Source organism: Mesorhizobium japonicum MAFF 303099 (assembly GCF_000009625.1).
Taxonomy (GTDB): Bacteria; Pseudomonadota; Alphaproteobacteria; order Rhizobiales; family Rhizobiaceae; genus Mesorhizobium; species Mesorhizobium japonicum.
This window is the reverse complement of sequence record NC_002678.2, coordinates 5,279,447-5,301,483: the sequence shown is the minus strand read 5'-3', so window position 1 is coordinate 5,301,483 and position 22,037 is coordinate 5,279,447. Positions and strand designations below refer to the sequence as shown.

At 60.2% G+C, this 22,037-nt stretch carries 25 protein-coding genes; 18 read left to right on the top strand and 7 right to left on the bottom strand.

What is annotated here, in order from left to right:
- Positions 1 to 7 precede the first annotated feature (7 nt).
- The gene (locus tag MAFF_RS26525) at positions 8 to 994 is read left to right on the top strand and encodes a phosphatase PAP2 family protein (protein WP_010914091.1); all 987 of its coding nucleotides are present in this window, start codon (positions 8 to 10) and stop codon (positions 992 to 994) included.
- Between the two features lie 54 nt (positions 995 to 1,048).
- Here MAFF_RS26525 and MAFF_RS26520 read toward each other — a convergent pair whose 3' ends face one another.
- Positions 1,049 to 1,717 carry a methyltransferase family protein gene (locus tag MAFF_RS26520; protein ID WP_032928723.1) on the bottom strand — a complete coding sequence of 223 codons (669 nt, stop codon included), beginning with the start codon at positions 1,715 to 1,717 and terminating at the stop codon, positions 1,049 to 1,051.
- A gap of 227 nt (positions 1,718 to 1,944) precedes the next feature.
- On the opposite strand from MAFF_RS26520, the gene MAFF_RS26515 reads away from it, so the two are divergent.
- Positions 1,945 to 2,781, top strand: a complete 837-nt coding sequence (locus tag MAFF_RS26515) for a sterol desaturase family protein (protein WP_010914089.1) — start codon at positions 1,945 to 1,947, stop codon at positions 2,779 to 2,781.
- Positions 2,782 to 2,800: 19 nt separating this feature from the next.
- On the opposite strand, the gene MAFF_RS26510 is transcribed toward MAFF_RS26515, so the two are convergent.
- From MAFF_RS26510 to MAFF_RS26490, 5 genes are read right to left on the bottom strand one after another with little or no spacing between them, the layout of a single operon-like run.
- A complete protein-coding gene (locus MAFF_RS26510) occupies positions 2,801 to 3,331 on the bottom strand; it encodes a prepilin peptidase (protein ID WP_010914088.1) in 531 nt (176 codons plus the stop codon).
- A 1-nt stretch (position 3,332) separates the two neighbouring features.
- A complete protein-coding gene (locus MAFF_RS26505; RefSeq protein WP_010914087.1) occupies positions 3,333 to 3,890 on the bottom strand; it encodes a tetratricopeptide repeat protein in 558 nt (185 codons plus the stop codon).
- Between the two features lie 52 nt (positions 3,891 to 3,942).
- On the bottom strand, positions 3,943 to 4,893 hold the full coding sequence (locus MAFF_RS26500) for a type II secretion system F family protein (RefSeq protein ID WP_044551362.1): 951 nt from the start codon (positions 4,891 to 4,893) through the stop codon (positions 3,943 to 3,945).
- Positions 4,894 to 4,907: 14 nt separating this feature from the next.
- Positions 4,908 to 5,879 carry a type II secretion system F family protein gene (locus MAFF_RS26495; protein WP_010914085.1) on the bottom strand — a complete coding sequence of 324 codons (972 nt, stop codon included), beginning with the start codon at positions 5,877 to 5,879 and terminating at the stop codon, positions 4,908 to 4,910.
- Positions 5,879 to 7,264 (bottom strand): CpaF family protein, encoded by a 1,386-nt coding sequence (locus MAFF_RS26490; RefSeq protein WP_010914084.1) that lies wholly within the window; start codon positions 7,262 to 7,264, stop codon positions 5,879 to 5,881. The genes MAFF_RS26495 and MAFF_RS26490 overlap by 1 nt, the downstream gene beginning before the upstream one ends.
- Before the next feature lie 540 nt (positions 7,265 to 7,804).
- Here MAFF_RS26490 and MAFF_RS26485 point away from each other — a divergent pair.
- The 10 genes from MAFF_RS26485 (at position 7,805) to MAFF_RS26435 (ending at position 16,437) form a co-directional block, all read left to right on the top strand.
- Complete coding sequence (locus MAFF_RS26485) at positions 7,805 to 7,990, top strand: Flp family type IVb pilin (RefSeq protein WP_044549283.1); 186 nt, start codon at positions 7,805 to 7,807, stop codon at positions 7,988 to 7,990.
- 232 nt (positions 7,991 to 8,222) lie between these two features.
- A complete protein-coding gene (locus MAFF_RS26480; protein WP_044549281.1) occupies positions 8,223 to 8,411 on the top strand; it encodes a Flp family type IVb pilin in 189 nt (62 codons plus the stop codon).
- 104 nt (positions 8,412 to 8,515) lie between these two features.
- The gene (gene cpaB / locus MAFF_RS26475; RefSeq protein ID WP_010914082.1) at positions 8,516 to 9,580 is read left to right on the top strand and encodes a Flp pilus assembly protein CpaB; all 1,065 of its coding nucleotides are present in this window, start codon (positions 8,516 to 8,518) and stop codon (positions 9,578 to 9,580) included.
- Between the two features lie 47 nt (positions 9,581 to 9,627).
- Positions 9,628 to 11,073: a type II and III secretion system protein family protein gene (locus MAFF_RS26470; protein WP_010914081.1), complete on the top strand. Its 1,446-nt coding sequence runs from the start codon at positions 9,628 to 9,630 to the stop codon at positions 11,071 to 11,073.
- 372 nt (positions 11,074 to 11,445) lie between these two features.
- Positions 11,446 to 12,948, top strand: a complete 1,503-nt coding sequence (locus MAFF_RS26460; RefSeq protein WP_010914080.1) for a TadE/TadG family type IV pilus assembly protein — start codon at positions 11,446 to 11,448, stop codon at positions 12,946 to 12,948.
- A 5-nt stretch (positions 12,949 to 12,953) separates the two neighbouring features.
- A complete protein-coding gene (locus MAFF_RS26455; protein WP_244420620.1) occupies positions 12,954 to 13,496 on the top strand; it encodes a TadE/TadG family type IV pilus assembly protein in 543 nt (180 codons plus the stop codon).
- Between the two features lie 2 nt (positions 13,497 to 13,498).
- Positions 13,499 to 14,134: a TadE/TadG family type IV pilus assembly protein gene (locus MAFF_RS26450; RefSeq protein ID WP_010914078.1), complete on the top strand. Its 636-nt coding sequence runs from the start codon at positions 13,499 to 13,501 to the stop codon at positions 14,132 to 14,134.
- Positions 14,131 to 15,294, top strand: coding sequence for an AAA family ATPase (locus MAFF_RS26445; protein ID WP_010914077.1), 1,164 nt, complete (start codon positions 14,131 to 14,133; stop codon positions 15,292 to 15,294). Before MAFF_RS26450 ends, MAFF_RS26445 begins: the two co-directional genes overlap by 4 nt.
- Positions 15,278 to 15,868 carry a L,D-transpeptidase gene (locus tag MAFF_RS26440; RefSeq protein ID WP_010914076.1) on the top strand — a complete coding sequence of 197 codons (591 nt, stop codon included), beginning with the start codon at positions 15,278 to 15,280 and terminating at the stop codon, positions 15,866 to 15,868. Before MAFF_RS26445 ends, MAFF_RS26440 begins: the two co-directional genes overlap by 17 nt.
- Positions 15,865 to 16,437 (top strand): hypothetical protein, encoded by a 573-nt coding sequence (locus tag MAFF_RS26435; protein WP_010914075.1) that lies wholly within the window; start codon positions 15,865 to 15,867, stop codon positions 16,435 to 16,437. The genes MAFF_RS26440 and MAFF_RS26435 overlap by 4 nt, the downstream gene beginning before the upstream one ends.
- Before the next feature lie 36 nt (positions 16,438 to 16,473).
- On the opposite strand, the gene MAFF_RS26430 is transcribed toward MAFF_RS26435, so the two are convergent.
- Positions 16,474 to 17,010, bottom strand: a complete 537-nt coding sequence (locus tag MAFF_RS26430; protein WP_010914074.1) for a hypothetical protein — start codon at positions 17,008 to 17,010, stop codon at positions 16,474 to 16,476.
- Positions 17,011 to 17,448: 438 nt separating this feature from the next.
- Between MAFF_RS26430 and MAFF_RS40895 the strand changes: the two genes are divergently transcribed.
- From MAFF_RS40895 to MAFF_RS26405, 6 genes are all read left to right on the top strand, one after another.
- Positions 17,449 to 17,754, top strand: a complete 306-nt coding sequence (locus MAFF_RS40895) for a hypothetical protein (RefSeq protein ID WP_010914073.1) — start codon at positions 17,449 to 17,451, stop codon at positions 17,752 to 17,754.
- The gene (locus MAFF_RS26420) at positions 17,744 to 18,385 is read left to right on the top strand and encodes a ribbon-helix-helix domain-containing protein (protein WP_010914072.1); all 642 of its coding nucleotides are present in this window, start codon (positions 17,744 to 17,746) and stop codon (positions 18,383 to 18,385) included. Before MAFF_RS40895 ends, MAFF_RS26420 begins: the two co-directional genes overlap by 11 nt.
- A 79-nt stretch (positions 18,386 to 18,464) precedes the next feature.
- Positions 18,465 to 18,755, top strand: a complete 291-nt coding sequence (locus tag MAFF_RS38340) for a hypothetical protein (protein ID WP_244420619.1) — start codon at positions 18,465 to 18,467, stop codon at positions 18,753 to 18,755.
- Between the two features lie 141 nt (positions 18,756 to 18,896).
- Positions 18,897 to 19,535 carry a DUF1326 domain-containing protein gene (locus MAFF_RS26415; protein ID WP_010914070.1) on the top strand — a complete coding sequence of 213 codons (639 nt, stop codon included), beginning with the start codon at positions 18,897 to 18,899 and terminating at the stop codon, positions 19,533 to 19,535.
- A gap of 9 nt (positions 19,536 to 19,544) precedes the next feature.
- Positions 19,545 to 20,405 (top strand): DUF2182 domain-containing protein, encoded by an 861-nt coding sequence (locus MAFF_RS26410; protein WP_157866086.1) that lies wholly within the window; start codon positions 19,545 to 19,547, stop codon positions 20,403 to 20,405.
- A gap of 114 nt (positions 20,406 to 20,519) precedes the next feature.
- The gene (locus MAFF_RS26405) at positions 20,520 to 21,965 is read left to right on the top strand and encodes an adenylate/guanylate cyclase domain-containing protein (RefSeq protein ID WP_010914068.1); all 1,446 of its coding nucleotides are present in this window, start codon (positions 20,520 to 20,522) and stop codon (positions 21,963 to 21,965) included.
- Positions 21,966 to 22,037: the final 72 nt, after the last annotated feature.

The following is a 22,037-nucleotide window of genomic DNA, read 5'->3' as shown; positions in this document are numbered from 1 at the left end:
GTAGTGGATGCTGGCTTACGAAGCTCTGGCGGTACGCCGATATGCCCAAATTATCGGCCTGTCGATCTGCGCGTTTGTTCTGGCCGATTTTCTCTGCCTATCAGTCAGCAACGTCACGATCGATGCCTACAACGGTGTCGAACTGATCATCGCTTGTTCAATCGCCGGCGCTTATTGGGTTGCCGGAAAATTTGCTGCCCTGATGGCAACCCGAAGCCAGTCTCGACCTTCCCGAGTATGGAAGGGTGCCGGGGCTACCTTCGAAAACATCGCCATCTTCATGGCGGTATTCATCCCGATGTCGATTGCCAGCTGCCTGTTCATGTATCTTGCCGCATCGACAACCAGACCTCGGCTCGACTGGCTGCTCGTCGCCGGAGACAAGACACTTGGCTTCGACTGGCCCTCGGCGCTCGGCTACGCCAATTCCCACCCGAAGATCGCAGCAGTTCTGGTGTTCTGCTACGAGGCACTCACCTATCAGTTGCCGGTGGTGGTGCTCTGGCATGCTGTCACAAATCAGCGGCTCCGGCTGCTTGAGTTCGTCGCGATCCTGTTTGCATCGTCGGTGTTGACCGCGATCATCATGGCCGCCGTCCCGGTCGACGGCCCCTACCTCTATTTCCGCCCGGCGCCTTCCCTATTCGACCACTTCACGAATGCCGGCCTGTCCCATGCTGCGACAGTCGATGCGCTGCGTTCCGGGGCGCCTTTCGACTTCCTGATCTCCAAGACGGTTGGGATCACGTGCTTTCCCTCATTCCACACTACTCTCGGGATCATCATCACCTATGCCATGCGAAGGACGCCCTTGCTGATCCCGATTGCCGTGGTTAATGCGGTTATGATTGTGTCGACGGTGCCGGAAGGCGGCCACTACCTAGTCGATGTCATCGGTGGAGGTGTCGTGGCGGTCACAGCCATCGTCGGCGTCACCTTCTTCGCTAGCGCAAATCAACAAGACTTGGCTCAGAGAATGGCGGCCAGAAGCTGATCGCTCCGGCTGCCACCGAGAAGACCACCATGACGAGTGCATCAGGTCGTTGATCTATGACCGTCTGGAAACCGCTGCCCCTGCACGAAAGAACCGCGGCAGAAGCATTGGGACGCGCCGAGCGTATCCTTCATATTCAGGGAATGTCTGTCGAAGGATGCCTTCCTCGTTCCGTGCACGTCGATACTGTACGAGAAATTGGACCGCGCCTAACACCACCATCAACACCGACAAGTGCGAAAGGATCATTCCGAGAACGAATGTCGCCTCGCAGATGTAAAGCGGATGGCGAACAATGGAATATGGGCCAGAGGTAACCAACTGCCGGGCCGTAGCCATGATGGAGAAAGAGCGGCCGAGCCAGTACAGGCAAAACACGGAGCCCGCCATGCCGATGAAAATCAAGCACAGCGCCACCATTTGCGCTGCCTCGCTTTCCAGTGCTGGGGTCACAAACATTGCAACGATGATCAGGAAAGTTCCGGCGACAGAAGTGACCCTTGGTTCGATTCCCTGCGCGGTTCCTTTTGGCGGGAGACGGCCGACCGTCAGGAAAACCTGCAGGGCGGATATAACGGTCGCCAAGACCTGGTTGACGACGGCCAGCGAACTTACCGATGCGTTCTGATGGAAATAGGCGAACAGAGGAATCGCGCTGAGAACCGCCAGAACCGTCATGATGCAGACGATCGCGATACGGCCGAGAAAGTCTTCATTCAACATTTTTGCCACTCCCCGCAAAGCGGCACTGAAGCATTCCTTGCGTGCGCCGACAAGTAAATGCTTTCCAAAGCGTTAACGGCCAAACTGGCCACCAATCGAGATGTGTTATCAGGTCATCAAAGCCTCCCGGCCAGAAGGTCAGAGCGGACCGGTTAACTGTTTGGAAACCATTGCCTTGTGTGAGGGGCCATGAAGTGGTTCACTCGTCCGGTAAATGACATTGAGAGATGGAGCCGATGGACCTCTTTGGTCTGAAATCGCTGCTCATTTGCGCCCTGATCTTCGTACCGCTGGAGCACATGCTCGCCCTGCGGACGCAACAAAAGATATTCCGCAAGGGCATCGGCACCGATGTGATCTACGCCGTCGTCAATGGTGCGTTCCTCAAGATTTGCATTATCCTGATGGCGGCAGCGGCTATGGGTGTCTCGGCGTCTTTGGTACCTGAGAAGGTAACGATGACAGTGAGCGGTCAGGCGACTTGGCTCCAGGTCGTAGAGATCATCATCGTGGCCGATCTCGGCGTCTATGCCTCCCACCGGGCGTTCCATGCAATCCCGGCGCTCTGGAGATTCCACGCCATCCATCATGGCATCGAGGAATTGGACTGGATGGTTTCTTTCCGGGCGCATCCGGTGGACCAGATCATCACCAAGGCTGTCTCGCTTCTGCCTGTATTCTTTCTGGGTTTTTCGTCAGAGGCCATAACGGTATACTTCATCATCGCTACCGGGCATGCGCTGTTTCTGCACTCCAACGTCAGGGTGAACTTCGGGCCGCTCAAATGGGTGATCGCAAGCCCTCAATTCCACCATTGGCATCACGCCGATCAACGCGACGCCTATGACAAGAACTTCGCCAGTCACTTGGCCGTCATCGACGCGCTGTTCGGGACGTTTCATATTCCAGGCTCCAGAATGCCCGAGAAATATGGAGTCGATGAGCCGATCCCGACGGATTATATCGGCCAGCACGGCTACCCGTTCGTGCGCGGCACTCAACAGGGCCGGAATACAGGGGATGCCGTCGTCAAGCCGACGCCCGAAGAAGTAGCGCGCAGGTAGCCCAGCGCCCGTCAATTGTTCACATCGATATCGATAGAGAGCCGGGAACCATAAAGCCGTATCCGACCTGCAAGGCGATCATGCAAATCGACGCCACAGAGATAGGCACGCCAAACGGGACGACACCTTTGCGATCAAGGTGTTGCACGTAGACGCGGAAGGCGCCTTGTGGAAGCAAGAATGGATTCTTCACAACCACGGCCGTTGCCAGGGCGAACAGCAGCAGCAAGATGGAAAACCCGACCAGATCATTTCCGCCGACCAGAAACGGCACGACTGCCATCAGCTTGACATCGCCTGCGCCGACCTTTCGCAGAACCCAGAACGGAAAGAGCCCCACGAACAACACAAGGGCGGCGATGGCGCTCAGCCCCATGTCCCACCACGATCCGGACTGAAGCGACAAAAGCAGCAGCGATCCCGCCCCCAGGCAGAGCAGCAGCAGAGCGTCGCGATTGGCTATCTTCTGGGTCGTGAAGTCCAGCCACGCAATCCTTGCGAGCAGGGGTATGGCGAGCGCCTTCAGCAGCAGCACTTCGACGAGCAACATGCTAGCGCTCGATGTTCTGCACGCTCGACGACAGCAGCTTCAGATTGTTGGCTACCGTCGGATCGTTGGGCGCCAGCTCATAGGCCTTCAGGAAACTCGTGCGGGCGTCCTGCAGCTTGCCGCGCAGCAGGTAGGAATAACCGACATTGTTGTAGTATTCGGCTGATGCGCCAACCAGCTTGAAAGCCTTGCCATAGGCCCGGTCGGCGAGGTCGAAGCGGCGGATGCGATCGCACGAGGCGGCCAGCCCCATCCAGGCGCCACCGTCATTGGGGGCCAGCTGCGTCGCCTTGAAGAACAAGGCACCGGCATTGCCGTAATTTTCGGCGCGGAACTGGTTCGTGGCTTCGGCCACGGCCTGGTCCGAGGCGTAATACTCAACGTCGCTGACCGTTTTCAGTCCATCGAAGGCATCGCCAAACGACGTGACGTCGCCTTTCGACGGCTCGTTTGTGCGCACGACACCATCGGTGCTACCCGCACCATTCGTTTGGCAACCGGCAAGCGCCATCGTCAGACAGGCTGCGGCTACGGCTGCGAGGCGCATTGGCCTTGTCATTTTGTCTCCCAAGAGTCCCCGACTCCGTTTTAGAACCAAAGCATATAAACATTTAGAAGAAAATGCCCTTCATGCGGATGAGCACAGGCAGCATGACGACCATCATCACGACCGGAAAGATGCAGAGTCCCAGCGGGATCATCATCTTGACCGGCAGCGCGTTGGCACGTTCCTCGGCGTTCATGATTCTCTGGGTGCGCATTTCGTCGCTGTAAATGCGCAGGGCGTCTGTAAGACTGGTGCCCAGCTCTTCCGATTGGCGAAACAGAACGGCCAGGGCGCGCGCCTCGTCAAGCCCGATCCGGTCGGCAAGCTCGCGCAGTGCCTCGCGCAACGGTTTGCCTGCACGCAACTGCAGGGTCACGATCGACAGCTGAATGCCCAGCCATTTGTGGGTGCCGGCCAATTCGGCGCCGACGCGCTCCACGGCCGCCTCGAGGCTCATCCCTGCGTCAGCACAGGTGATCATCATGTCCATAAAATCGGGAAAGCCACGCCGATAGACCTGCTTTTGCCGGCTCTCGAAGCGGTCCAGAGCAATGCTGGGAATGACAAGGCAACCAAGCCCGATCAAGGCTGAGCCTGCAAACGCCACGAACCCCGGCAATTGCGGCGGCAACACCCGCGATAGAACCGCGTAACAGGCCAGGAAGCCGATACAGACGGCGCCGAGGCGAGAGAGCGTGTAAATTACCGGTGCGCTTGTTTGATAGAACCCCGCCCGGAACAGTTTCGCTTCCAGGGCATTAGGCTCGCCGCGTTCCTTTTCCAGGCCGCGGAAATAGGCATCGACCGGCCGCTGCGCGGAAATCCTGTTGAGCTCCTGCTGGGCATGGAGCGAGCGGCGATTGGTGATCCCCTCGGCCAAAAGGGTTTGTGTGACCAGCTTCCTTGTCTGGAAAACCGGGATGAGGACAAAGGCGGCCAGCAAAAAAAGCGCCACTGCCGCTAGGAAGATAGCGAGCGACAACAGCGTGGCTGAATTCCCTAGATTGGTAAACACGTCCCTGTCCGCCACTAGAAATCGAAGTTGACCATTCGGTACATTATGAAGTCGCCCAACAGTGCCCAAGATCCAAAGATCACAAACACCGGTACAACGATAGGGTTACCCCAGACGTCACCGTAAAAGCTTGGAGCGGCGATCGACAGAACGCCAAGCATCAGAAGTGGAAACAGCGAGATTATCCAGGCCGACATGCGACCCTCGGCCGACAGCGCCCTGATCTTCATCCGCAATTTCCGGCGTTCACGCAACACCGACGACAGGTTCGACAGTATCTCGGTGAGATTACCGCCGGTCTTGGCCTGGATGGAGAGCGAAACCGACAGCAGATGCAGACCCTCGAAGCCGACCCGCTCGGACAATTTTCGAACAGCCTGCTCCAGACTGAGGCCGAAACTTATTTCGTCGGAAACGATGCCGAATTCAGTGCCGAGCGGATCGGGCATTTCACGAGCAACCAGCGCGATCGCGACGGTCGTTGGGTGACCGGCGCGCAGAGAGCGCACGATCATATCGAGTGCATCGGGAAGCTGGACCGCAAATTTCTTGATTCGTTTGTCCCGGGCGCTTCGTAAAACGAGAATCGGTAGAACAAATCCCACAATCAGGAAGACAATGACGGCGACAATGATGGAAAAGTGCAGAAGCAACGGCAAAAGGAGCGCCAAAACGAGGCCGGCGAGCAGGAATACAGCAAGGAACGCCAGTGGATTGCCGGTGATGCCGGATTGCGTATAGAGCCGGTTGAGGGTGATTGCGCCGAAAATGAAGTCCCCCGATGCCGTCAATCCGCGTTCCTGCAGCAGTCCCTGCAGACTCTGCTCGGCCGGCTTCTCTTCTCCCAGGCGCTGCAAGCGTCGATTTATGATGCCTGCCCGCGCTCGCCGTCCGGCGATTGAGAGAAAGAAGGATTCGGCGGCGAGAATAACGGATGCCGCCGCCAGCACATAGATGAAGTAGAGGAGGGTCTGACCGGTCGGCATCAAAGTGGAACCTGCGGATTGAACGCATCTTTTGCGAAATGATACCCCATTGCCGCGGCTTCAGTGGCAAAACGCGGCCGTACACCGGTGGCGCGAAATTCGCCGACAATCGTGCCATCGGCGCGGACATCGCGGCGAACGAAGTGATAGATTTCCTGAAGCTGGACAACGTTGCCTTCCATGCCGGTCAGTTCCGATATGGAAGTGACGCGCCTGCCGCCGTCCGAGAGCCGTTGTGTCTGTACGATGATATCGATGGCCGAGGCGATCTGCGCGCGAATGGAATCGTTGGTCATCGGCATGCCGGCCATGCCGACCATCTGCTCGAGCCGCGAGATCGCATCGCGGGGCGTGTTGGCGTGGATGGTTGTCATCGAGCCTTCATGGCCGGTGTTCATGGCCTGCAGCATATCGAAGGCCTCCTCGCCGCGCACCTCGCCGACGATGATGCGGTCCGGTCGCATGCGCAGTGCGTTCTTGAGCAGTTCGCGCTGGCGAACCTCGCCTTTGCCCTCGACATTGGGCGGGCGCGTCTCCAGCCGTCCGACATGCGGTTGCTGCAGTTGCAGTTCCGCCGCATCCTCGATGGTGATCAGGCGTTCCCTCGACGGGATGTAGCTGGACAACGCGTTGAGCAAGGTCGTCTTGCCGCTGCCGGTGCCGCCGGAAACCAGGATCGACTTGCGCGACTGTACCGCGATGCGAAGCAGATCGACCATCGGCTGTCGGATCGAGTTGAACGCCATCAGACGTTCGAGAGAATAAGGGTTCTTGGAAAATTTACGGATGGAGACCAGCGGACCGTCCACTGAGATCGGCCGCACCGCGATGTTAACGCGTGAGCCGTCTGCTAGCCGGGCATCGACCATCGGTACCGATTCGTCGACACGCCGGCCTATCGCCGAGACGATCTTGTTGATGACGCGCAGGAGATGGGCCTCGTCGCGGAAGCGGATCGCGGTTTCCTCGATCACGCCATATCGCTCGATGAAGACACGCTTGTGGGTATTGATCAGAATGTCTGCAATCGAATCGTCCTTCAGCAATGGCTCGATCGGCCCCAGGCCTAGCATTTCGTCTGCCGTGTCGCTGGTCAGCTGATCGAGTTCGCGCGCGTTCAGCGGAACGTTGCGACCGCGCACGAATTCGCGCACGATCGGACGGATTTCGTTCAGGATCTCGTCCTTCGACGCAGTTTCGAGCGACGCGAGGTTGAAGCGATCAATGAGATGTCGATGCAGATCGACTTTCAGCGCCAGGAACTCGTCGCCATGCGGTTCGAGATCGGCGACAGGCGAGGCCCCATTGGCAACGGGGACAACCGCTATCGACTCCACTCTTGGCTCGATCCGCGTCTCGCCACCCTTGATGAACCGCCCCAGCATAATCCCTTATACCCCTCCAGCGCATATTAGCGGAAACTAAACGTTAACCAAGCGCCGCACAAGCGCCGGGACGCCTCACGCCAAGGCAATACTTTCAACATAGTTAAGAAGCGGCGCCAAAAAATATCGTTTTTATTTCCGACCTTCGTGGCGCCAAACGCGAGTGGCGCACTAAGCTTTGCAGTGCCCTATGGCCCTTGCGTGCTCCGACACGGGAATCCATTCCATAATTGGCTATAACCCCTTAGATATAAAGGAATATGCAATGCTGCTAAAGTAGCTATGCCTTTATTAGGCCGACGCCATAAATATGAACGAATGGTTAAGGGCGCTTGAAAAATTAGAAGAATCAAGCTCTTGATGGAATTTAACGTCGCGCCGAACTCGAGAGTTCATGTATTGGAAAGTTAAGGAACCATTAATCCCGTTTGACTCCGCAATTTCTCGGGACCTAGGATCGAGATGACGGGGGATGCTTGGGTATGGGGTACATCCTTGGCTCTGTCTCGTCGGGTTCAACCTCCAAAGGGAGAAATTGACATGAAGAAGCTCATGACGATGACCCGGCAGTTCCGCGATGACGAAAACGGCGCTGCCATGGTCGAATATACGGTGCTGCTAGGCATCATCACGGTTGCGGTCATCGCCACGGTGGTGCTGGTCGGCACCTGGGTCAGCGGCAGATGGACGGCGCTGAATTCCGCCCTTACGACTGCTACGGCGTAGTTCTCTGGCGGGCCTGAACTGAAAAGGCTTGGGCCCGCCGCTCTCACCAGAAGGTAGACGCCGTCTGCGTGCATATCAGTTGGTTGGCAGTTGGCAGTCAGCATACGCGCAAATACTGAAATAGTGGTTGGCGTGCTGCCTGTCGACTTGAGGGTTGCGGGGGGATGCTTGAGTATGGACGTCATCCTCGGCTCGTCTCGTCGGGTTTAAATCTCCAAAGGGAGTGATTGGCATGAGTAAGTTCATGACTATGGCCAGGCAGTTCCGCGATGATGAGAACGGCGCTGCCATGGTCGAATATACAGTCTTGCTCGGCATCATCACGGTAGCCGTAATAGCGACCGTTATTTTGGTCGGCACATGGGTGAGCGGGCAGTGGACGACACTTAACTCGACACTTACTACCGCTACTGCCGCTTAGTGACACTCGGCAGGCCTTGGCGCAAAATGCTTGGGCCTGCCTCTTTTCAACCGGAGACAGGCGACCCTTGGGGGGGCACGTAGTCGATTGAGTGGGTTGGGGTTATGCGCGCAAATACCGTCATCATGATCGTCCTCGCCGGCGTGTTCGGCGTGCTTGCAGTGGTGCTCGCCAACATCTGGCTGGCCAATCAGCGCAGCGCGATTGCGCAGACGAATGATATCCAGCGCGATACGGTCGTGGTGGCCGCGGTGGCGCTGAAGTTCGGCGACACGCTGTCCGCCGACAAGTTGCGCGAAGTCGCATGGCCGGCGGGCGCGGTTCCGGCCGGTGCCTTCAAGACAACGGAAGAACTCCTGACGAAAGACGTCCTCCCTGGCGCAGCCCCCAAGCAGGCATTGCAGGCGATCGGCGTCAATGAACCGGTACTCGCCACCAAGATCACCGGCCCGGGCCAGCGCGCCACGCTTTCGGCGGTGCTCGGCGAAGGCATGAAGGCCGTGTCCATCCGCGTCAACGACGTGCTTGGCGTCGCCGGCTTCGTCTTCCCGGGAGACCGGGTGGACGTGCTGCTGACGCGGACCGTGCGAAGCGACGATGGCGCGGATCAAAGTTTTGTCGACGTGCTGCTGCAAGGCATGAGGGTGCTCGCGGTCGACCAGGTGGCCGACGAAAGCAAGGACAGCCCGACCGTCGTCAAATCGGTGACGCTCGAGGCCAGCACCAAGGACGCGCAGAAGCTGACCCTGGCGGCAGGCGCCGGCCAATTGTCGCTGGCGCTTCGCCAGGCCGCCGCCAGCAAGGGCGAAACGACGGAGCGGGTGACGCTTTCCGACCTGACCGGCGAAATGCCGGCCGACGTCGCCAAAAAGCAAGCCGAACTCGCCAAGCAGGCTGCGGCCGATGCTGCTGCCGCGGCCGATCGTCAGCGCGCGGAAGATGCGCAGAAGCGCGCCGACGAGAAGATCGCAGGATTGGCACAGGCCGTGGAGCGAGTGGGTAGCAAGCTCGACGAGTTGGGCAAGGTCAAGCCGGCTCCGGCGGTGGCCTCCGCGCCGGAAGTGCGGGAAGTCGTCAAATATGTCACACCCGAGCCGCCGTCGCGTGCCACCGTGGGCGTTTTTCGAGGGGTGAAGCTCGAGACATATGACGTGCCGCGACAGCCATGATATAAAGGCGCAGCTAAAAAAATGAGGCTGCAATCGGGGAGACGGGGATGCAGGGGTTTTGGGTGAGGATGGCTGCGGTCGCGCTGTCCTGTTTCGCGACGCTACCAACGTGGAGTCTCGTGGCCGATGCCGCAGACCGCTTCATCGATGTGTCGAACCCCAGCGTTCATCGCGTTTTCCTGCCGATGTCGCAGTCGGTGACGATCGCGGTGAACGCCACCCTTGGCGATATCGTCGTCGGTGACGAAAAAATCGCCGACGCGCAGCCGATGACCGACCGCACGCTCTATGTCATCGGCAAGGGTGCCGGCACCACCACGGTCAATCTGTTCTCACCTGAAAAGCGCTCGCTCGGCGTCATCCAGATTGAGGTCGGCGTCGACGTCAGCGACATGGCGCAGGCGATCCGCCAGGTGGCGCCAAGGTCGCGCATCGAAGTCGCCTCGGTCAATGGCAGGGTCAGGCTTGGCGGTCATGTCAAGGACGGCGTCACGATGGCGGCCATCCTGGAAGTGGCCAAGCAATACGGTCCCGACGACATCATCAATTCCGTCACGATCGACGACAGCCAGCAAGTCAATCTCGAAGTCCGCATTCTCGAAGCCAAGCGCAACGCTGGCCGCGATCTCGGCGTGTCGATCAGGAGCAACAACAGCAGGAGCACGACCATCGTCGGAACCGGGATTGCCGCCGTCGACAAGGACAACGTGGTGCTCGGCACCGGCGGTTTTCTCAGCGACCTCCTGTCCACCTCGACTCCCTTCGGCGCGCTGCTCACCCGCGTCATAGACAACAATATCAAGGTCGATCTGTACATCGAGGCGCTCGAGGCCAAGGGCGCGGTGCGCACGCTTGCCAATCCCAATCTCACCACGCTCTCCGGCGAGCAGGCAAGCTTCAACGCCGGTGGTGAAGTTCCTATCCGAACTCTCGACAAGAACGGCGAGATCAGCATTGTCTACAAGCAATTCGGCGTCAATCTTCTGTTCACGCCGGTCGTACTCGACGACGGCAAGATCCATATGAACCTGGCGCCGGAAGTCAGCGACCTGAACGGCTTCACCACCGCCGGCGACCCGATTTTCACCAACCGCAAACTGTCCACCGTCGTCGAATTGCGCGACGGCCAGAGCTTCGCGGTCGGCGGGCTCCTGTCCAGCAGGACCACCAAGTTGCAGAACCAGGTGCCATGGCTCGGCCAGGTGCCGGTGATCGGGACGCTGTTCCGCAATTCGAGCAACCAGAAGGAAGAGACGGAACTGGTCGTCATCGTCACGCCGCACATCGTGCGGCCGGTGAAGCCTGGCGAGCAGCTGGCGACACCCTTCGACAAGACACGGCCCGCCAATGACCCGGAATTCTTCGTGCTCGGTCAGCTCGAGGTGAACAAGGACATGATCCGGAGATATGAAACGGGCGACGGCGTCACCGGCCCCTATGGCCACATGTTGAACTTTAAATCGAAGGACAAGATGCTCTATGTCAAGAAATAGCGCCTTGATCCTCATTCTTTGCTCCGGCCTGCTGGCGGGCTGCGCCGCGGACTATCTGAATCACTACGATTCAGTGACCTTGGCCGCGGGCGACTCGCAGAGGCACAATTCGCTTCTGCAGACAGTCGATCCGTTCAACCCGGCCTCCAGGAATACACACATAGGAGGCGATGGTGCGCGCGCAGCCGCTGTTGCCAACAACTACAGATTTCCACCACCGCCGCCGCCACCGCCTGCCATCACGGTCAATGTCGGCGGGGCGGGGTCGGGTGTGACGACGAACACAACGCCGTAAACTGAACAGAAGGATGCGGTTTCAGTGCGCCAGGCCAAACGAGGGAACCTGGCGTCAGGGGAGCAAAGAGTAAGGCCATGCTGCGGACCATTCGCGCGTTCTGGCACGATCAAAGGGGAATAGCGCTGATCCTCGTCAGCGTCACGCTGCCGGCGCTTATCGGCTTTTCCCTGTTGGCCATCGACATGAGCCGGGTCAACAATTTGCACAATGATTTGCAGAAGGCGGCGGACGCCTTTGCATTGGCTGGAGCCGCCGAGCTCGATGGCTTGCCCGGTTCATGGGCCAGAGCCGAACGCGCCATGGCGACACTAGTTACCAACCAGGCCGCATTCTCGACCGTTGGCACCAATGGCCGGTTCACCTTGACATCAGGGCAACCAGGCGGCACCGCACGCTGCAACAGCGCCGGCAACATTTCGTGGTGCTTCCTGAAGACCATACCTGCGTCGGACGCAACTCCGGTCAGCAGTGCAAACTATGCCAATGCTACGCAATCCATCGGCGAAGATGAAACCGTATTCGTCGAAGTGACGGTGGCGCCGACCGGTTTCGCCGCGATATTCCCGGCGTCGTTCCTGACGGGCAATGCGGCCAGTAACAGCTTCAACGTCGCTGCCAAGGCGACTGCCGGGTTCACATCGGGCGTCTGCGATTACACACCCGTTTTCATGTGCAACCCGTATGAGGACACAAGCATCACCGGCGGCGTCACGCTGGAGCAGGCGGCACAAACCAGGCAATACCGCCGCCGGCAGATCGTGCTGCGCGGCGACGGATCCTATTTTCCCGGCAACTTCGCTTTCCTGTCTTCTCCGTTCGGCAACGGCGCCAATAAACTCGAACAAATGCTCGCCGACTCCAAGCCACAGAATTGCTATTCGCGTGACGGCGTCGACACCGAGCCGGGCCAGAATGCCGGGCCTGTAGAGAACGGTATCAACTCGCGCTTTGGCATCGATTCGTCAAACTACTCGGATGGACCCGCGGTCAATGTGCGCAAGGGCGCCAAAAACGGCAGCCAGTTCGTCAAGAGCAACAAGGTCAACTATGAAACAGACCCGACGAAAGGTGTCGGGCTTGAGCGCGATTCGTGCCAGATCGCCGGCAACTGCACCTTGATGGGCGGCCGCATGGGCGCCGGTGACTGGAATTTCGCGCGCTACTGGGCCGCCAATCATCCCACACGTGCCGTGCCAGCGGCGCTATCAGGAACCGGCACCAATCTCCCGACACGTTATGAAGTCTATCGCTACGAGATCGACAACAATATCTATCAGGATCCTGCGGTCGGTGGCGAAACGGGTATCCCACCCGCTGCGGCAGGCACTCCGATCTCGATCCCAGACCGCCGGTTGCTTTACGGCGCAATCCTGGACTGCAATGCGCTTCAGGCTTCGGGCACGAATTTCAACGGCCGCCAGACGGGGATTCCGGTCAGGAGGTTCGGTAGCTTCTTCATCACCGAGCCTATCAAGGACGGGAAGAACATCTACGTCGAACTGGTCGACATCACCGGCAAAGGCGGCAACGGGACGCTCGACAACTACCTGCGCGACGAAGCGCAGCTCTACCGGTGACCGCGATGTTCAAGATGCTGTCCCGATATCTCGGTCGATTTCGACACGACCAGCGCGGCGCGGTGATGGTCGAGATGACACTGATCACCCCGCTGATGCTGGTCTTGTCTGCCGGGGTGTTCGAGTTCGGCAATCTGATCCATGACAAGCTGCTGATGGAGGCCGGGCTTACAGACGCCGCTCGCTATGCCGCGCGCTGCAACAGTCAGTTGTATACCGACTCCGGGCTGGCGGCGATCAACTGTACCACCACTGCCGCGAACATCGCCGTCTACGGCAAGCCATCTGTAACCGTTGTCAACGGCGCAGTAACCGATACTCCGCGCGTCAGCGGCTGGCAGACATCGAATGTCACCGTGACCACCAACAACTCCTGCCAGGATACCGTGGTGGGCGGCGTTACCCAATATCGCTCTACCACGGCACAAGTCTGCACCGTACGCGCGTCCGGTACCTACCCATACACCGGCGTCGGGATGCTGTCGTTCATCGGCATCGGGCCGATCACGCTTCAGGGCTCCCACGACGAGCGGTTGATCCGGTTCTGACCATGATCCAGCGTTTCGCAAAATCAGAAGATGGCGCGGCGATGGTGGAAATGACCATCGTATCGACGCTGCTGTTCTCGCTTGTCCTGGGCTTCGTCGATTTCGGCTATGCGTTCTACCAATGGAACGCGGCCACCAAGGCGGTGCAGGTCGGCGCCCGGCTGGCGGCGATATCGGATGCGGTGGCAACCAACCTCGCGACCGCGGGTCCGATCTCGTCTCCCGGCGCCCCGATTGTCGCCGGCGCCTATGGTCCCTTCGTCTGCACCTACACCGCCGGCACGGGCGGCTGCAGCAACGGCGGCGGCTTCAGCGCCGCCAATTTCAGTCGCATCTTTCGTGGCGACACCGCAAACACCAATGATGACGCCTGTCCCAATCTGGCCACCAACCAGCGGCCCGGCATGTGTCACTTCTTCCCGGGCTTGCTGCGCAGCAACGTCGTCGTCACTTACTCGGCCACCGGCCTTGGCTATCAGACCCGGCTAAGCGGTCCGGTGCCGACAATCACGGTCAGCCTGCAGAACAGAACCTTCCAGTTCTTCTTCCTTCAGGGACTGATGGGTTTCGCCAACATCAACATGCCCTCCATGCTGAGCACGGTCACGGGCGAAGACATCAAGAGCACCTGGCCATGAACGCCATCAACACCAAGGTTACTCCGACCAAGCGAAAGCAGGTGGCGCTGTTTTCGTCGGATCCGAATTTCAAGCGCGATGTGGCGACGCGGCTCGATGCGCTGGCGATCTATGACGTCAGGGTTTCGGAGACGGACGACTTCCTCAAAGGGCCGCCCGCCGATACGCGCCCGGGCATCGTCATTCTCGATCTCGGCGGTGGCGACCTGCTGGGCAAGCCCGGTATTGTCGAGGCACGCGCGCTGTGGGCGACGGTGCCGCTGATCGCGGTTTCCGATGAGCTGACGTCGGAACAGACGCGCGTGCTGGTGCGCATGAACGCCTCGGACTGGCTGCATAAGCCGCTCGACGGCAAGGAACTGCTCAATGCTGTGACCTTCCACGATACCGGCAACCAGGGCGCCAAGAGCCGCATCATCACCTTCATCAGCGCCAGCGGCGGCGCCGGCGCCACGACGCTGGCGCTGTCGGCGGCCGAATTCCTCGCCTCGAAATCGACTGAGCGCGCGGCTTCGACCTGTCTGGTCGACCTCGACTTCCAGAGCGCCAATTGCGGCGCCTATCTCAATCTGTTCAACCAGTTCGATCTCGCGGGCATCATCAGCCAGCCGGAAAGGCTGGATGTCGAGCTGATGGATGTCATCAAGCTTACGCGTCCTTCCGGCCTCACCCTCTACGCATTCGAGCGGCCGCAACTGCCCTTCGAGCCGCACGGCAGCGACTTCGTCTTCCGGCTTCTGGACCTTGTCGCCTACCGCTTCGACGACATCGTCATCGACCTGCCCAATATCGAAACGCCCTGGCACAATTCGGTGCTGTCGACCAGCGACGAGATCTTCATCGTCTTCGAACTCAACGTCGCTTCGCTGCGGCAAGGCAAGCGGCTCTACAAGAAGATCCGCGAGCTGCGCGGCAATGCGGTCAGCATCACGCTGGTCGCCAACAAGCACAAGCGCAAATGGTTCGGGAACCATTTTTCGCGCAGTGAGCTCGAGAAGATATTCAAGGCGCCGCACATCAAATCGGTGGCGCTGGACAACGCCCTTCTGACCGATGCCTTGAACCGGGCGATCCTGCCCTCCGAAGTGGATGGCCGGGCGCGCTTCAACAAGGATTTGAAGAAGATGTTCAAAGAGCGGCTCGATGACGCTGCCCGGTAGAGACGGCCTCGTCCCCAGGCTGGCCGGCACCTGCGTGCTCGGCCTGCTGCTGGCGATGTCCGCCCAGGGCTTCGCCGAGGCGCGGTCGGGGCTTTCGGATCGGCCGCCTCTGCCGGCGATGGGACCCAGCCTGCGCAAGGCGGTTTCCTTCGCGACCACCGAACAGCCGGGAACGATCATCATCCGCAAGAGCGAGAAGGCGCTTTACCTGGTGACCCGCCAGGGCCAGGCATTGCGCTACCAGATCAGCGTCGGGCGTGACGGATTTGGCTGGACCGGGGTGGTGAAGGTCGGCGCCAAGACGGAATGGCCGCAGTGGCGCCCGCCCCGGGAAATGCGCGCGCGCCAGCCGGAACTGCCGGAACTGGTGCCCTCGGGTCCTTATAATCCGCTCGGCGCACGGGCGCTGTATCTGCTGCGCGACGGCCGCGACACGCTCTACCGTATCCATGGCACCAACGATCCCTCGGGCGTGGGATTCGATGGCACATCGGGCTGCTTTCGCCTTACCAACACGGATGTGATCGATCTTTTCAAGCGCGTGCCAGTTGGCACCAAGGTGGTGGTTCAATGACGACGATCAGCGACCCGCATGTACCGACTGTCTCGGCCGAGCCGATTGAACCGCAACTGCTCGGCAGGGATGCGAGCCGGTCGCGGCTGGCCGTCTTCGTCGGCGTCGGGCTGACGCTGTTTGCGGTGCTGAACGCCACCGCCGCCATCTACCTTTATCGAGGCATCAACGACCTGCGCACCGTGGAGGGACGTCTTGAGGAACTCGGTGCGTTCGAGCAGCGGATCGTTGCCCGGCTCGACACCGTCAACAACGGTTTTCAAAGCCGGTTTGAAAAGCTGGACAGCCAACTGCAGGGCAGGTTCAACGAAATCAACGGCAGCATAGCCCGGTTAGAGCAAAACCCCTCGGCACGCGACGACAGCGGCATCAGCGCGGCGGAACCCGTCGTCGTCACCAGCACCGTGGCGGACGCGTCTTCCGGCAACAGCGATGTCGCGGCCGAACCCGCGGCTGCAGAGACGCCACGGCCAATCAAGCGCAGGAGTGCCGCGCCCCCTGGGCCGAACCCGGCCTACCAGCGAACGGAGACGCCGGACGGCAAGGTCTATTATCGCAAGATCAATTGAGGCATGTCGCGTTCCGGTGAAGCCCGGTGCGCCCGACTAAAGATCCCGTCCCAAAGTCGTGAGGCGCAGGGCCAGAGACTCTGTGCGCAGTCGCGTCTCGCGAAGGAACGCGACATGACAGTACGCGCAGGCCGCGAAGCCCAGAACGAGCACCAGGCTGTTCTGCCAAGTAAAATCGATCTTCAGGGCGAATTGGAGACCGTTGGACATCGGAAAAGCCGCGACCGTGCTCGCTGTCTCCGAATGACTGCTGGAAGCGATCATCAGTCCGGCAAAGAGCAGGGCGACGTGGTTGGCCAGGAAGAAGGCGGCCGCCGGTCTCACACGGCAAGCGCTCCAGAACACCCATGCCGCCGCAACCAGGATGACGGCATCCAGGGCCATCGAACCGTAGAGATATGGGTCGATCTGTTGCCAGAACATCGCCGACAAGGGGCGCAGTTCAAACCAGATTCTCCACACTGCGGGGCTGGCGGGATAGCTCCCGAGCAGCATGGTCGCCATTCGCTCGCAGGCCAAAACCACCAGGATGAAAGCCGGAAAAGCGAAGAGTAGTAGTGGCCTGCGCTTCATTTTAACCTCGACAATCTGGCATCAGCATAGATTGCAGAGATTGCGCGAGGCTTAACGCAAGGGCGCCACTATGGCCGTGCTTGGCAGTTCATCCGGGCGGCCCGCAATTCGGCATGGTCCTTCGGGCTGCAATGATCTTGGCCGCAACGTCATGAATTTTCCACGCTGTCTTTCGGCTCATGCCGGTTTCATACGATTCTGCTGGCATTGAGCCTTTCGGCTTTTCCGCACTCGGCGGCAGTTGCGCGCACCCCCTGCGCTCAGGTTTTTGTACCATTTTCGCTACATTTCCCAATCTTGTGGCCAAAATCCATCATTTAGATGTTTCTAATTTAGTATTCTCCCACATATCTTCGTGAACCTGTTGGATAATCCGGGCCAGCTCAGGCCTGGTGTCGCGCTCGAAGAGACAGCGGGGGAAAGGTTGGGGCGGATTGAATGAATACGACTGTGGGCAGGCGCCTTGATCTCCTGATGGCGGCTACGATGTTGACCTGCGGGAGCGCGAGTGCACCTTCGCCCAAGAAACTGGACGAAGCCAGCGCCAATCTCGATCGCCTCACCAAGAATCTCGAGGTCTGCGACCATGGGGGTCACAACCGAGAGATCGACGCTGATCCGGAATGGCAAGACCTATTCGGCATGATCTGTTCGGTCGACATCAACACCGGTCGCGCAACCAGACCCACCTATCTACCGAACCCGATCAACAAGGCACGTGAGGAGGCAATGAGTGAACGATAGCGCCACCTCCCCTCTTGCCGACAGCGACCGGCTGCTTCCACCCATAGAAACAGAAGATTTCGGGCTGGAATTCCGGGTTGTGGCGCGCGGCGGCATGCGACGCGGCATTCGTCTGGAGCGGGCATTCTGGACCTCGCTGAAGCAGATGGCCGAAAACCGCAAATGCACGATCGGCATGCTGATCGACGAGATCGCCGAAAGCCACGCCAACTCAGGAAACCTGACATCGGCAATCCGGGTGGCCTGCATGCGCGGATTGGCCGACGAAAACCAGACCTTGCGAAGGCTTGCATCGATCAAGACCATCAACGCCATTCTGGTCGCCTGCCCATCACCGGCTTTTGCGCTCTCGTCGTCGAAGAGGATCCTGACCTTCAACGCGCCGTTCCAGCAACTGGTCAGGCGGCAATTGCCGGTGGCGCCAAGCGAAGATGCGCGCCACGACCTGAAGCTTGCCCTGGATCTCAATGTCGCTGACATATTCGCGCGGCTCGACGCCAACGGCGAAACACCGGTCGCCACCGGTTTCGTCATCGGCGCGGGCGACCGCCGCTACCGGGGGCAATTGACCGCGGTGCGGGCGCCGGTGCTCGAGCCGGAGTTGCTGATGGCCTTCGTTTTCGGCGGCTAATGCATGGCGCCCAAAAGTGACCTTTCGACGCGACATGCTTCAGAACGAAGGGAGCCCGAACCGGGCGCTTCGCCCTGTCTTGGAAACGCTACGGCTGCAGGCCCTCGCCGGGCGCGACCGTCGCAAGGCGACCCTTGATATCGGCGACTTACGCCGCGCCGGCCCTGGCGCTGTCGCGCGAGAAGCGGCGGCCAAGGAGATCGGCGAGCGGATCCGCACGCGTATCGCACAAGTCTGCTTCGCACCAAAGGGCACCGAGGATGTCCTTGCCATCAAGGTCGGCTGGAGAACGAAATGGAGTTCTCGGACATGTTCCGGTCCGCCGAACAACACCTCTCCGACGCGCAGGATGACGCCGGATTCGAACTGACGCATCTCCACAGCTGACGACAGCTGGGGCGGCCACTTATGTGGGGACCGGTCCATCAAAATCAGCGAGCGACGCACGAATTACTGGAGTGCGCTGAGCCTTCGACGTATAAACGGGCCTAGGTTTCGGGGAGAAAGGGCCATGAATGCAGTGCCTCAATGGCGGCTCGCAGGCGACTGGTTCGACATCTGCAGCTGCGACATCCCTTGCCCTTGTGAGTTCGCCCAGCGGCCGACCGGCAATCACTGCCAGGGCGTGCTCGCCTGGCATGTGCGCGAGGGCCAGTATGGCGACGTGAAGCTCGACGGCCTGACGCTGGTGGCGCTCGGCGAGTTCGAAGGCAATCTATGGGCCGGCGAGGCAAAGGCCGTGATGGGCATGTACCTCGACGAGAAGGCGAATGAGTCGCAGCGCGAAGCCCTGCAGGCGATCTTCGGCGGCCACGCCGGCGGCTGGCCGGCGGGCTTTGCCGCCAATGTCGGCGAGATGCGTGGCATGGAGTTCGTGCCAATCACTTTCGAGGTGGCGGGCGACCTCGCCACCTGGCGGGTCGAAATTCCTGGCCTCGTCGTCGGCCGCGTGGAAGCGCTTTCCGGTCCTACAACACCGCCCGGCAAGCGGGTGCAGACAATCAATCCGCCGGGCTCGGAGGTCGGCCCGGGCCAGGTTGCCACCTGGGGGCGTTCTGTCGAGGTGAGCACCAAGGGCTTCGGGCTAGACTGGATCGGCACGGCCCGCTCGAGCAAGCACATTCCATTTGACTGGACCGGCCCGAGCTAGAGCGTGCCGATGCCCGACGCGTTCCCCAGGAAAACGTGGCGGCTTCGGAATTTGCGCGGCATGCCGCTCGGCCTTCTCGCATCGCTCGTCGTGCTGACAGCGGCGGCGTGGGCGCTCACCCTCTACCAGACCTTCAGCATGGACTTGCCCATGGGCATTGCGGTGCGCGGCGGAATGGAGGGAATGGAAGGCATGGCCGGCATGGCGATGGCCGGAATTGCGGCCGACGGCTGGTCACTCGCCGGCATCGCCGCCTTTCTCGCTGTATGGACTGTGATGATGGCGGCTATGATGCTGCCGGCCGCGGCACCCATGATCTTTATGTTCGCGGCGGCGCAGGCTAGGCGCGGACAGCAGGTGGCCGTCCCGACGTGGATCTTCGTCGCCGGCTACATGCTCGTCTGGGCGGCGGCGGGCCTTCTCGTGTATGTCCTGGTCCAGTTCGGCAGCGAGTTTGCGACGAGCCTCGATCCGCCTCAGCGTTCGAAATGGGCGCCGCTCGCGCTCGGTGTCACGCTAGGCGTCGCCGGACTCTACCAATTCACTACCCTCAAGCACATTTGCCTCAGCCATTGCCGTTCGCCGCTCGCTTTCGTGGCCCAGCACTGGCGCGACGGGCGGGTTGGCGCGCTCGAGATGGGGCTGCGCCACGGGCTGTATTGCTTCGGTTGCTGCTGGGCGCTGTTCGCCGTGCTGGTCGCAGCGGGCGTCATGAGCCTCGCCTGGATGCTGCTTTTGACACTGATCGTCTTCGTCGAGAAGCTGATGCAGCGTGGCCGACGCTTCGAAGGTGCTTTGGGCATCGCTTTAGTGGTCCTCGGGATCATTGTATCGCTGGGGGCGATCGATATGCCTTGGATGGGCGGCTAGACGAGCAGGAGCATAAGCATCTCTGCTGTGACGGCAGACTCCTTCGACGGCAATCCATTCGCATCGCGCCCGTTTTTTAGTAGGCTGTCGCAAGGCAAGGTTTGAGGATCCGGCGTGACGCTAGTCGACGATCGTCTTCTCGAAAGCAAGATGACCAAGGTGGAGCAGGCGCGAGCCTGGAGCCCACGCGTGATCTCGAAATTCGAGACGCTGATCAAGAGCGCCGACGACCACTCACTCTATCGCGTTAATCCGCTGGCCTTTGCTCGCGACCGCGCAATCGCCGAGGCTGAAGCAATCGACCTCTTCCTTCATGCCGCCCGCTGTGGCTTGTTCGACATGAGCTGGGATGTGCTGTGTCCCCAGTCCGGGATGGTGCTCGACAGTTTCGGCGCCCTGCGCACGCTGAAGACCCACTACGTCTGTGGCCTGTGCGACGTATCGGGCGACACCGACCTCGACGACTTCATCGAGGTCACCTTCTCGGTATCGCCGAAATTACGGCGCCTGCCTTACCACGATCCCGAGACACTCCCTGTTGAGGATTTTCACTGGAAGCTCCACTTCGGACATGACGGGCGGCTACCGGGGCAAGACGTTCGCTTTCTAGACGTTCTGCGCGGCTTCGTTCGGGGCATGACGTTTCTGCCGCCCGGCACCACCACAGTGCTCCGCGCCGACCTGGGACCGGGCGCCCTTTCTGGCGTCAACGTCCAGACCCAGGCCGCATTCGCTGTGCCAATATCAGGCGATCGGGGGTTGGCGCCGACACTTCTGAAGATCGATTATGACGGCAAACGCTTCTTGCCGGCGATGCCCGCTGTGCCACCTGGCCCGATTGTCATCGAGGTAGCGAATAGAGGGCCAGTGCGGGGTTCGTTGCTTGTCATCAACTGGCCGCCCGAGCTTGTTGCGCTGACCACCAAGCCGACGCTCGATTTCGACCCTTATGTTTCCGGCGGAGCGCTGCTTGCACGGCAAACCTTCCGCCAGCTCTTCCGGTCCGAACGTGTCGACGAGAAGGAGGGGCTCGGCATCCGGCAGATCACCTTCCTGTTCACGGACCTCAAGGGTTCGACCGCCATGTATGAGCGCTTGGGTGACCTCAACGCCTATGCTTTGGTCCGCGAGCATTTCGCACTGGTCAACGCGGCGGTTCAGCAACATTCCGGAGCGGTGGTCAAGACGATTGGGGATGCGGTGATGGCTGTATTCTCGCAGCCGTCGGATGCGATTTCGGCCGCACTCCACGTCTTTGAAGAAATCGATCGCTTCAATGGCGACCATGACGGGCCGGGGATCATCCTCAAGATCGGCGCCCACTGTGGACCGTCGATCGCCGTGACCCTCAACGACAACCTCGATTATTTCGGCCAGACCGTGAATGTCGCCGCGCGCGTGCAGTCCTTGGCGGAAGCCGGACAGATCTGCATTTCCGAGGCGCTCTATTCCGCGCCCGGGGTTCGCGAAATGCTTGCCGGCCATCGTGTCGTTGCTTTTGACGCGCCTCTTCGGGGTGTGCAGGGTGACGCAACCGTCTATCGCATCATGCGCGAATAGACACCATTGCGTGCCAACGCCATTTCGCACCGCCTAGGAACCGGAACTTAGGGCCTCCGTCAAGGTCTTGAG

Bases quoted from the DNA above. Each gene is read 5' to 3' on its own strand.
- MAFF_RS26525 (WP_010914091.1), top strand. From the start codon at position 8: ATGCTGGCTTACGAAGCTCTGGCGGTACGCCGATATGCCCAAATTATC.
- MAFF_RS26520 (WP_032928723.1), bottom strand. From the start codon at position 1,717: ATGTTGAATGAAGACTTTCTCGGCCGTATCGCGATCGTCTGCATCATG.
- MAFF_RS26515 (WP_010914089.1), top strand. From the start codon at position 1,945: ATGGAGCCGATGGACCTCTTTGGTCTGAAATCGCTGCTCATTTGCGCC.
- MAFF_RS26510 (WP_010914088.1), bottom strand. From the start codon at position 3,331: ATGTTGCTCGTCGAAGTGCTGCTGCTGAAGGCGCTCGCCATACCCCTG.
- MAFF_RS26505 (WP_010914087.1), bottom strand. From the start codon at position 3,890: ATGACAAGGCCAATGCGCCTCGCAGCCGTAGCCGCAGCCTGTCTGACG.
- MAFF_RS26495 (WP_010914085.1), bottom strand. From the start codon at position 5,879: ATGCCGACCGGTCAGACCCTCCTCTACTTCATCTATGTGCTGGCGGCG.
- MAFF_RS26490 (WP_010914084.1), bottom strand. From the start codon at position 7,264: ATGCTGGGGCGGTTCATCAAGGGTGGCGAGACGCGGATCGAGCCAAGA.
- MAFF_RS26485 (WP_044549283.1), top strand. From the start codon at position 7,805: ATGAAGAAGCTCATGACGATGACCCGGCAGTTCCGCGATGACGAAAAC.
- MAFF_RS26480 (WP_044549281.1), top strand. From the start codon at position 8,223: ATGAGTAAGTTCATGACTATGGCCAGGCAGTTCCGCGATGATGAGAAC.
- cpaB (WP_010914082.1), top strand. From the start codon at position 8,516: ATGCGCGCAAATACCGTCATCATGATCGTCCTCGCCGGCGTGTTCGGC.
- MAFF_RS26470 (WP_010914081.1), top strand. From the start codon at position 9,628: ATGCAGGGGTTTTGGGTGAGGATGGCTGCGGTCGCGCTGTCCTGTTTC.
- MAFF_RS26460 (WP_010914080.1), top strand. From the start codon at position 11,446: ATGCTGCGGACCATTCGCGCGTTCTGGCACGATCAAAGGGGAATAGCG.
- MAFF_RS26455 (WP_244420620.1), top strand. From the start codon at position 12,954: ATGTTCAAGATGCTGTCCCGATATCTCGGTCGATTTCGACACGACCAG.
- MAFF_RS26450 (WP_010914078.1), top strand. From the start codon at position 13,499: ATGATCCAGCGTTTCGCAAAATCAGAAGATGGCGCGGCGATGGTGGAA.
- MAFF_RS26445 (WP_010914077.1), top strand. From the start codon at position 14,131: ATGAACGCCATCAACACCAAGGTTACTCCGACCAAGCGAAAGCAGGTG.
- MAFF_RS26440 (WP_010914076.1), top strand. From the start codon at position 15,278: ATGACGCTGCCCGGTAGAGACGGCCTCGTCCCCAGGCTGGCCGGCACC.
- MAFF_RS26435 (WP_010914075.1), top strand. From the start codon at position 15,865: ATGACGACGATCAGCGACCCGCATGTACCGACTGTCTCGGCCGAGCCG.
- MAFF_RS26430 (WP_010914074.1), bottom strand. From the start codon at position 17,010: ATGAAGCGCAGGCCACTACTACTCTTCGCTTTTCCGGCTTTCATCCTG.
- MAFF_RS40895 (WP_010914073.1), top strand. From the start codon at position 17,449: ATGAATACGACTGTGGGCAGGCGCCTTGATCTCCTGATGGCGGCTACG.
- MAFF_RS26415 (WP_010914070.1), top strand. From the start codon at position 18,897: ATGAATGCAGTGCCTCAATGGCGGCTCGCAGGCGACTGGTTCGACATC.
- MAFF_RS26410 (WP_157866086.1), top strand. From the start codon at position 19,545: ATGCCCGACGCGTTCCCCAGGAAAACGTGGCGGCTTCGGAATTTGCGC.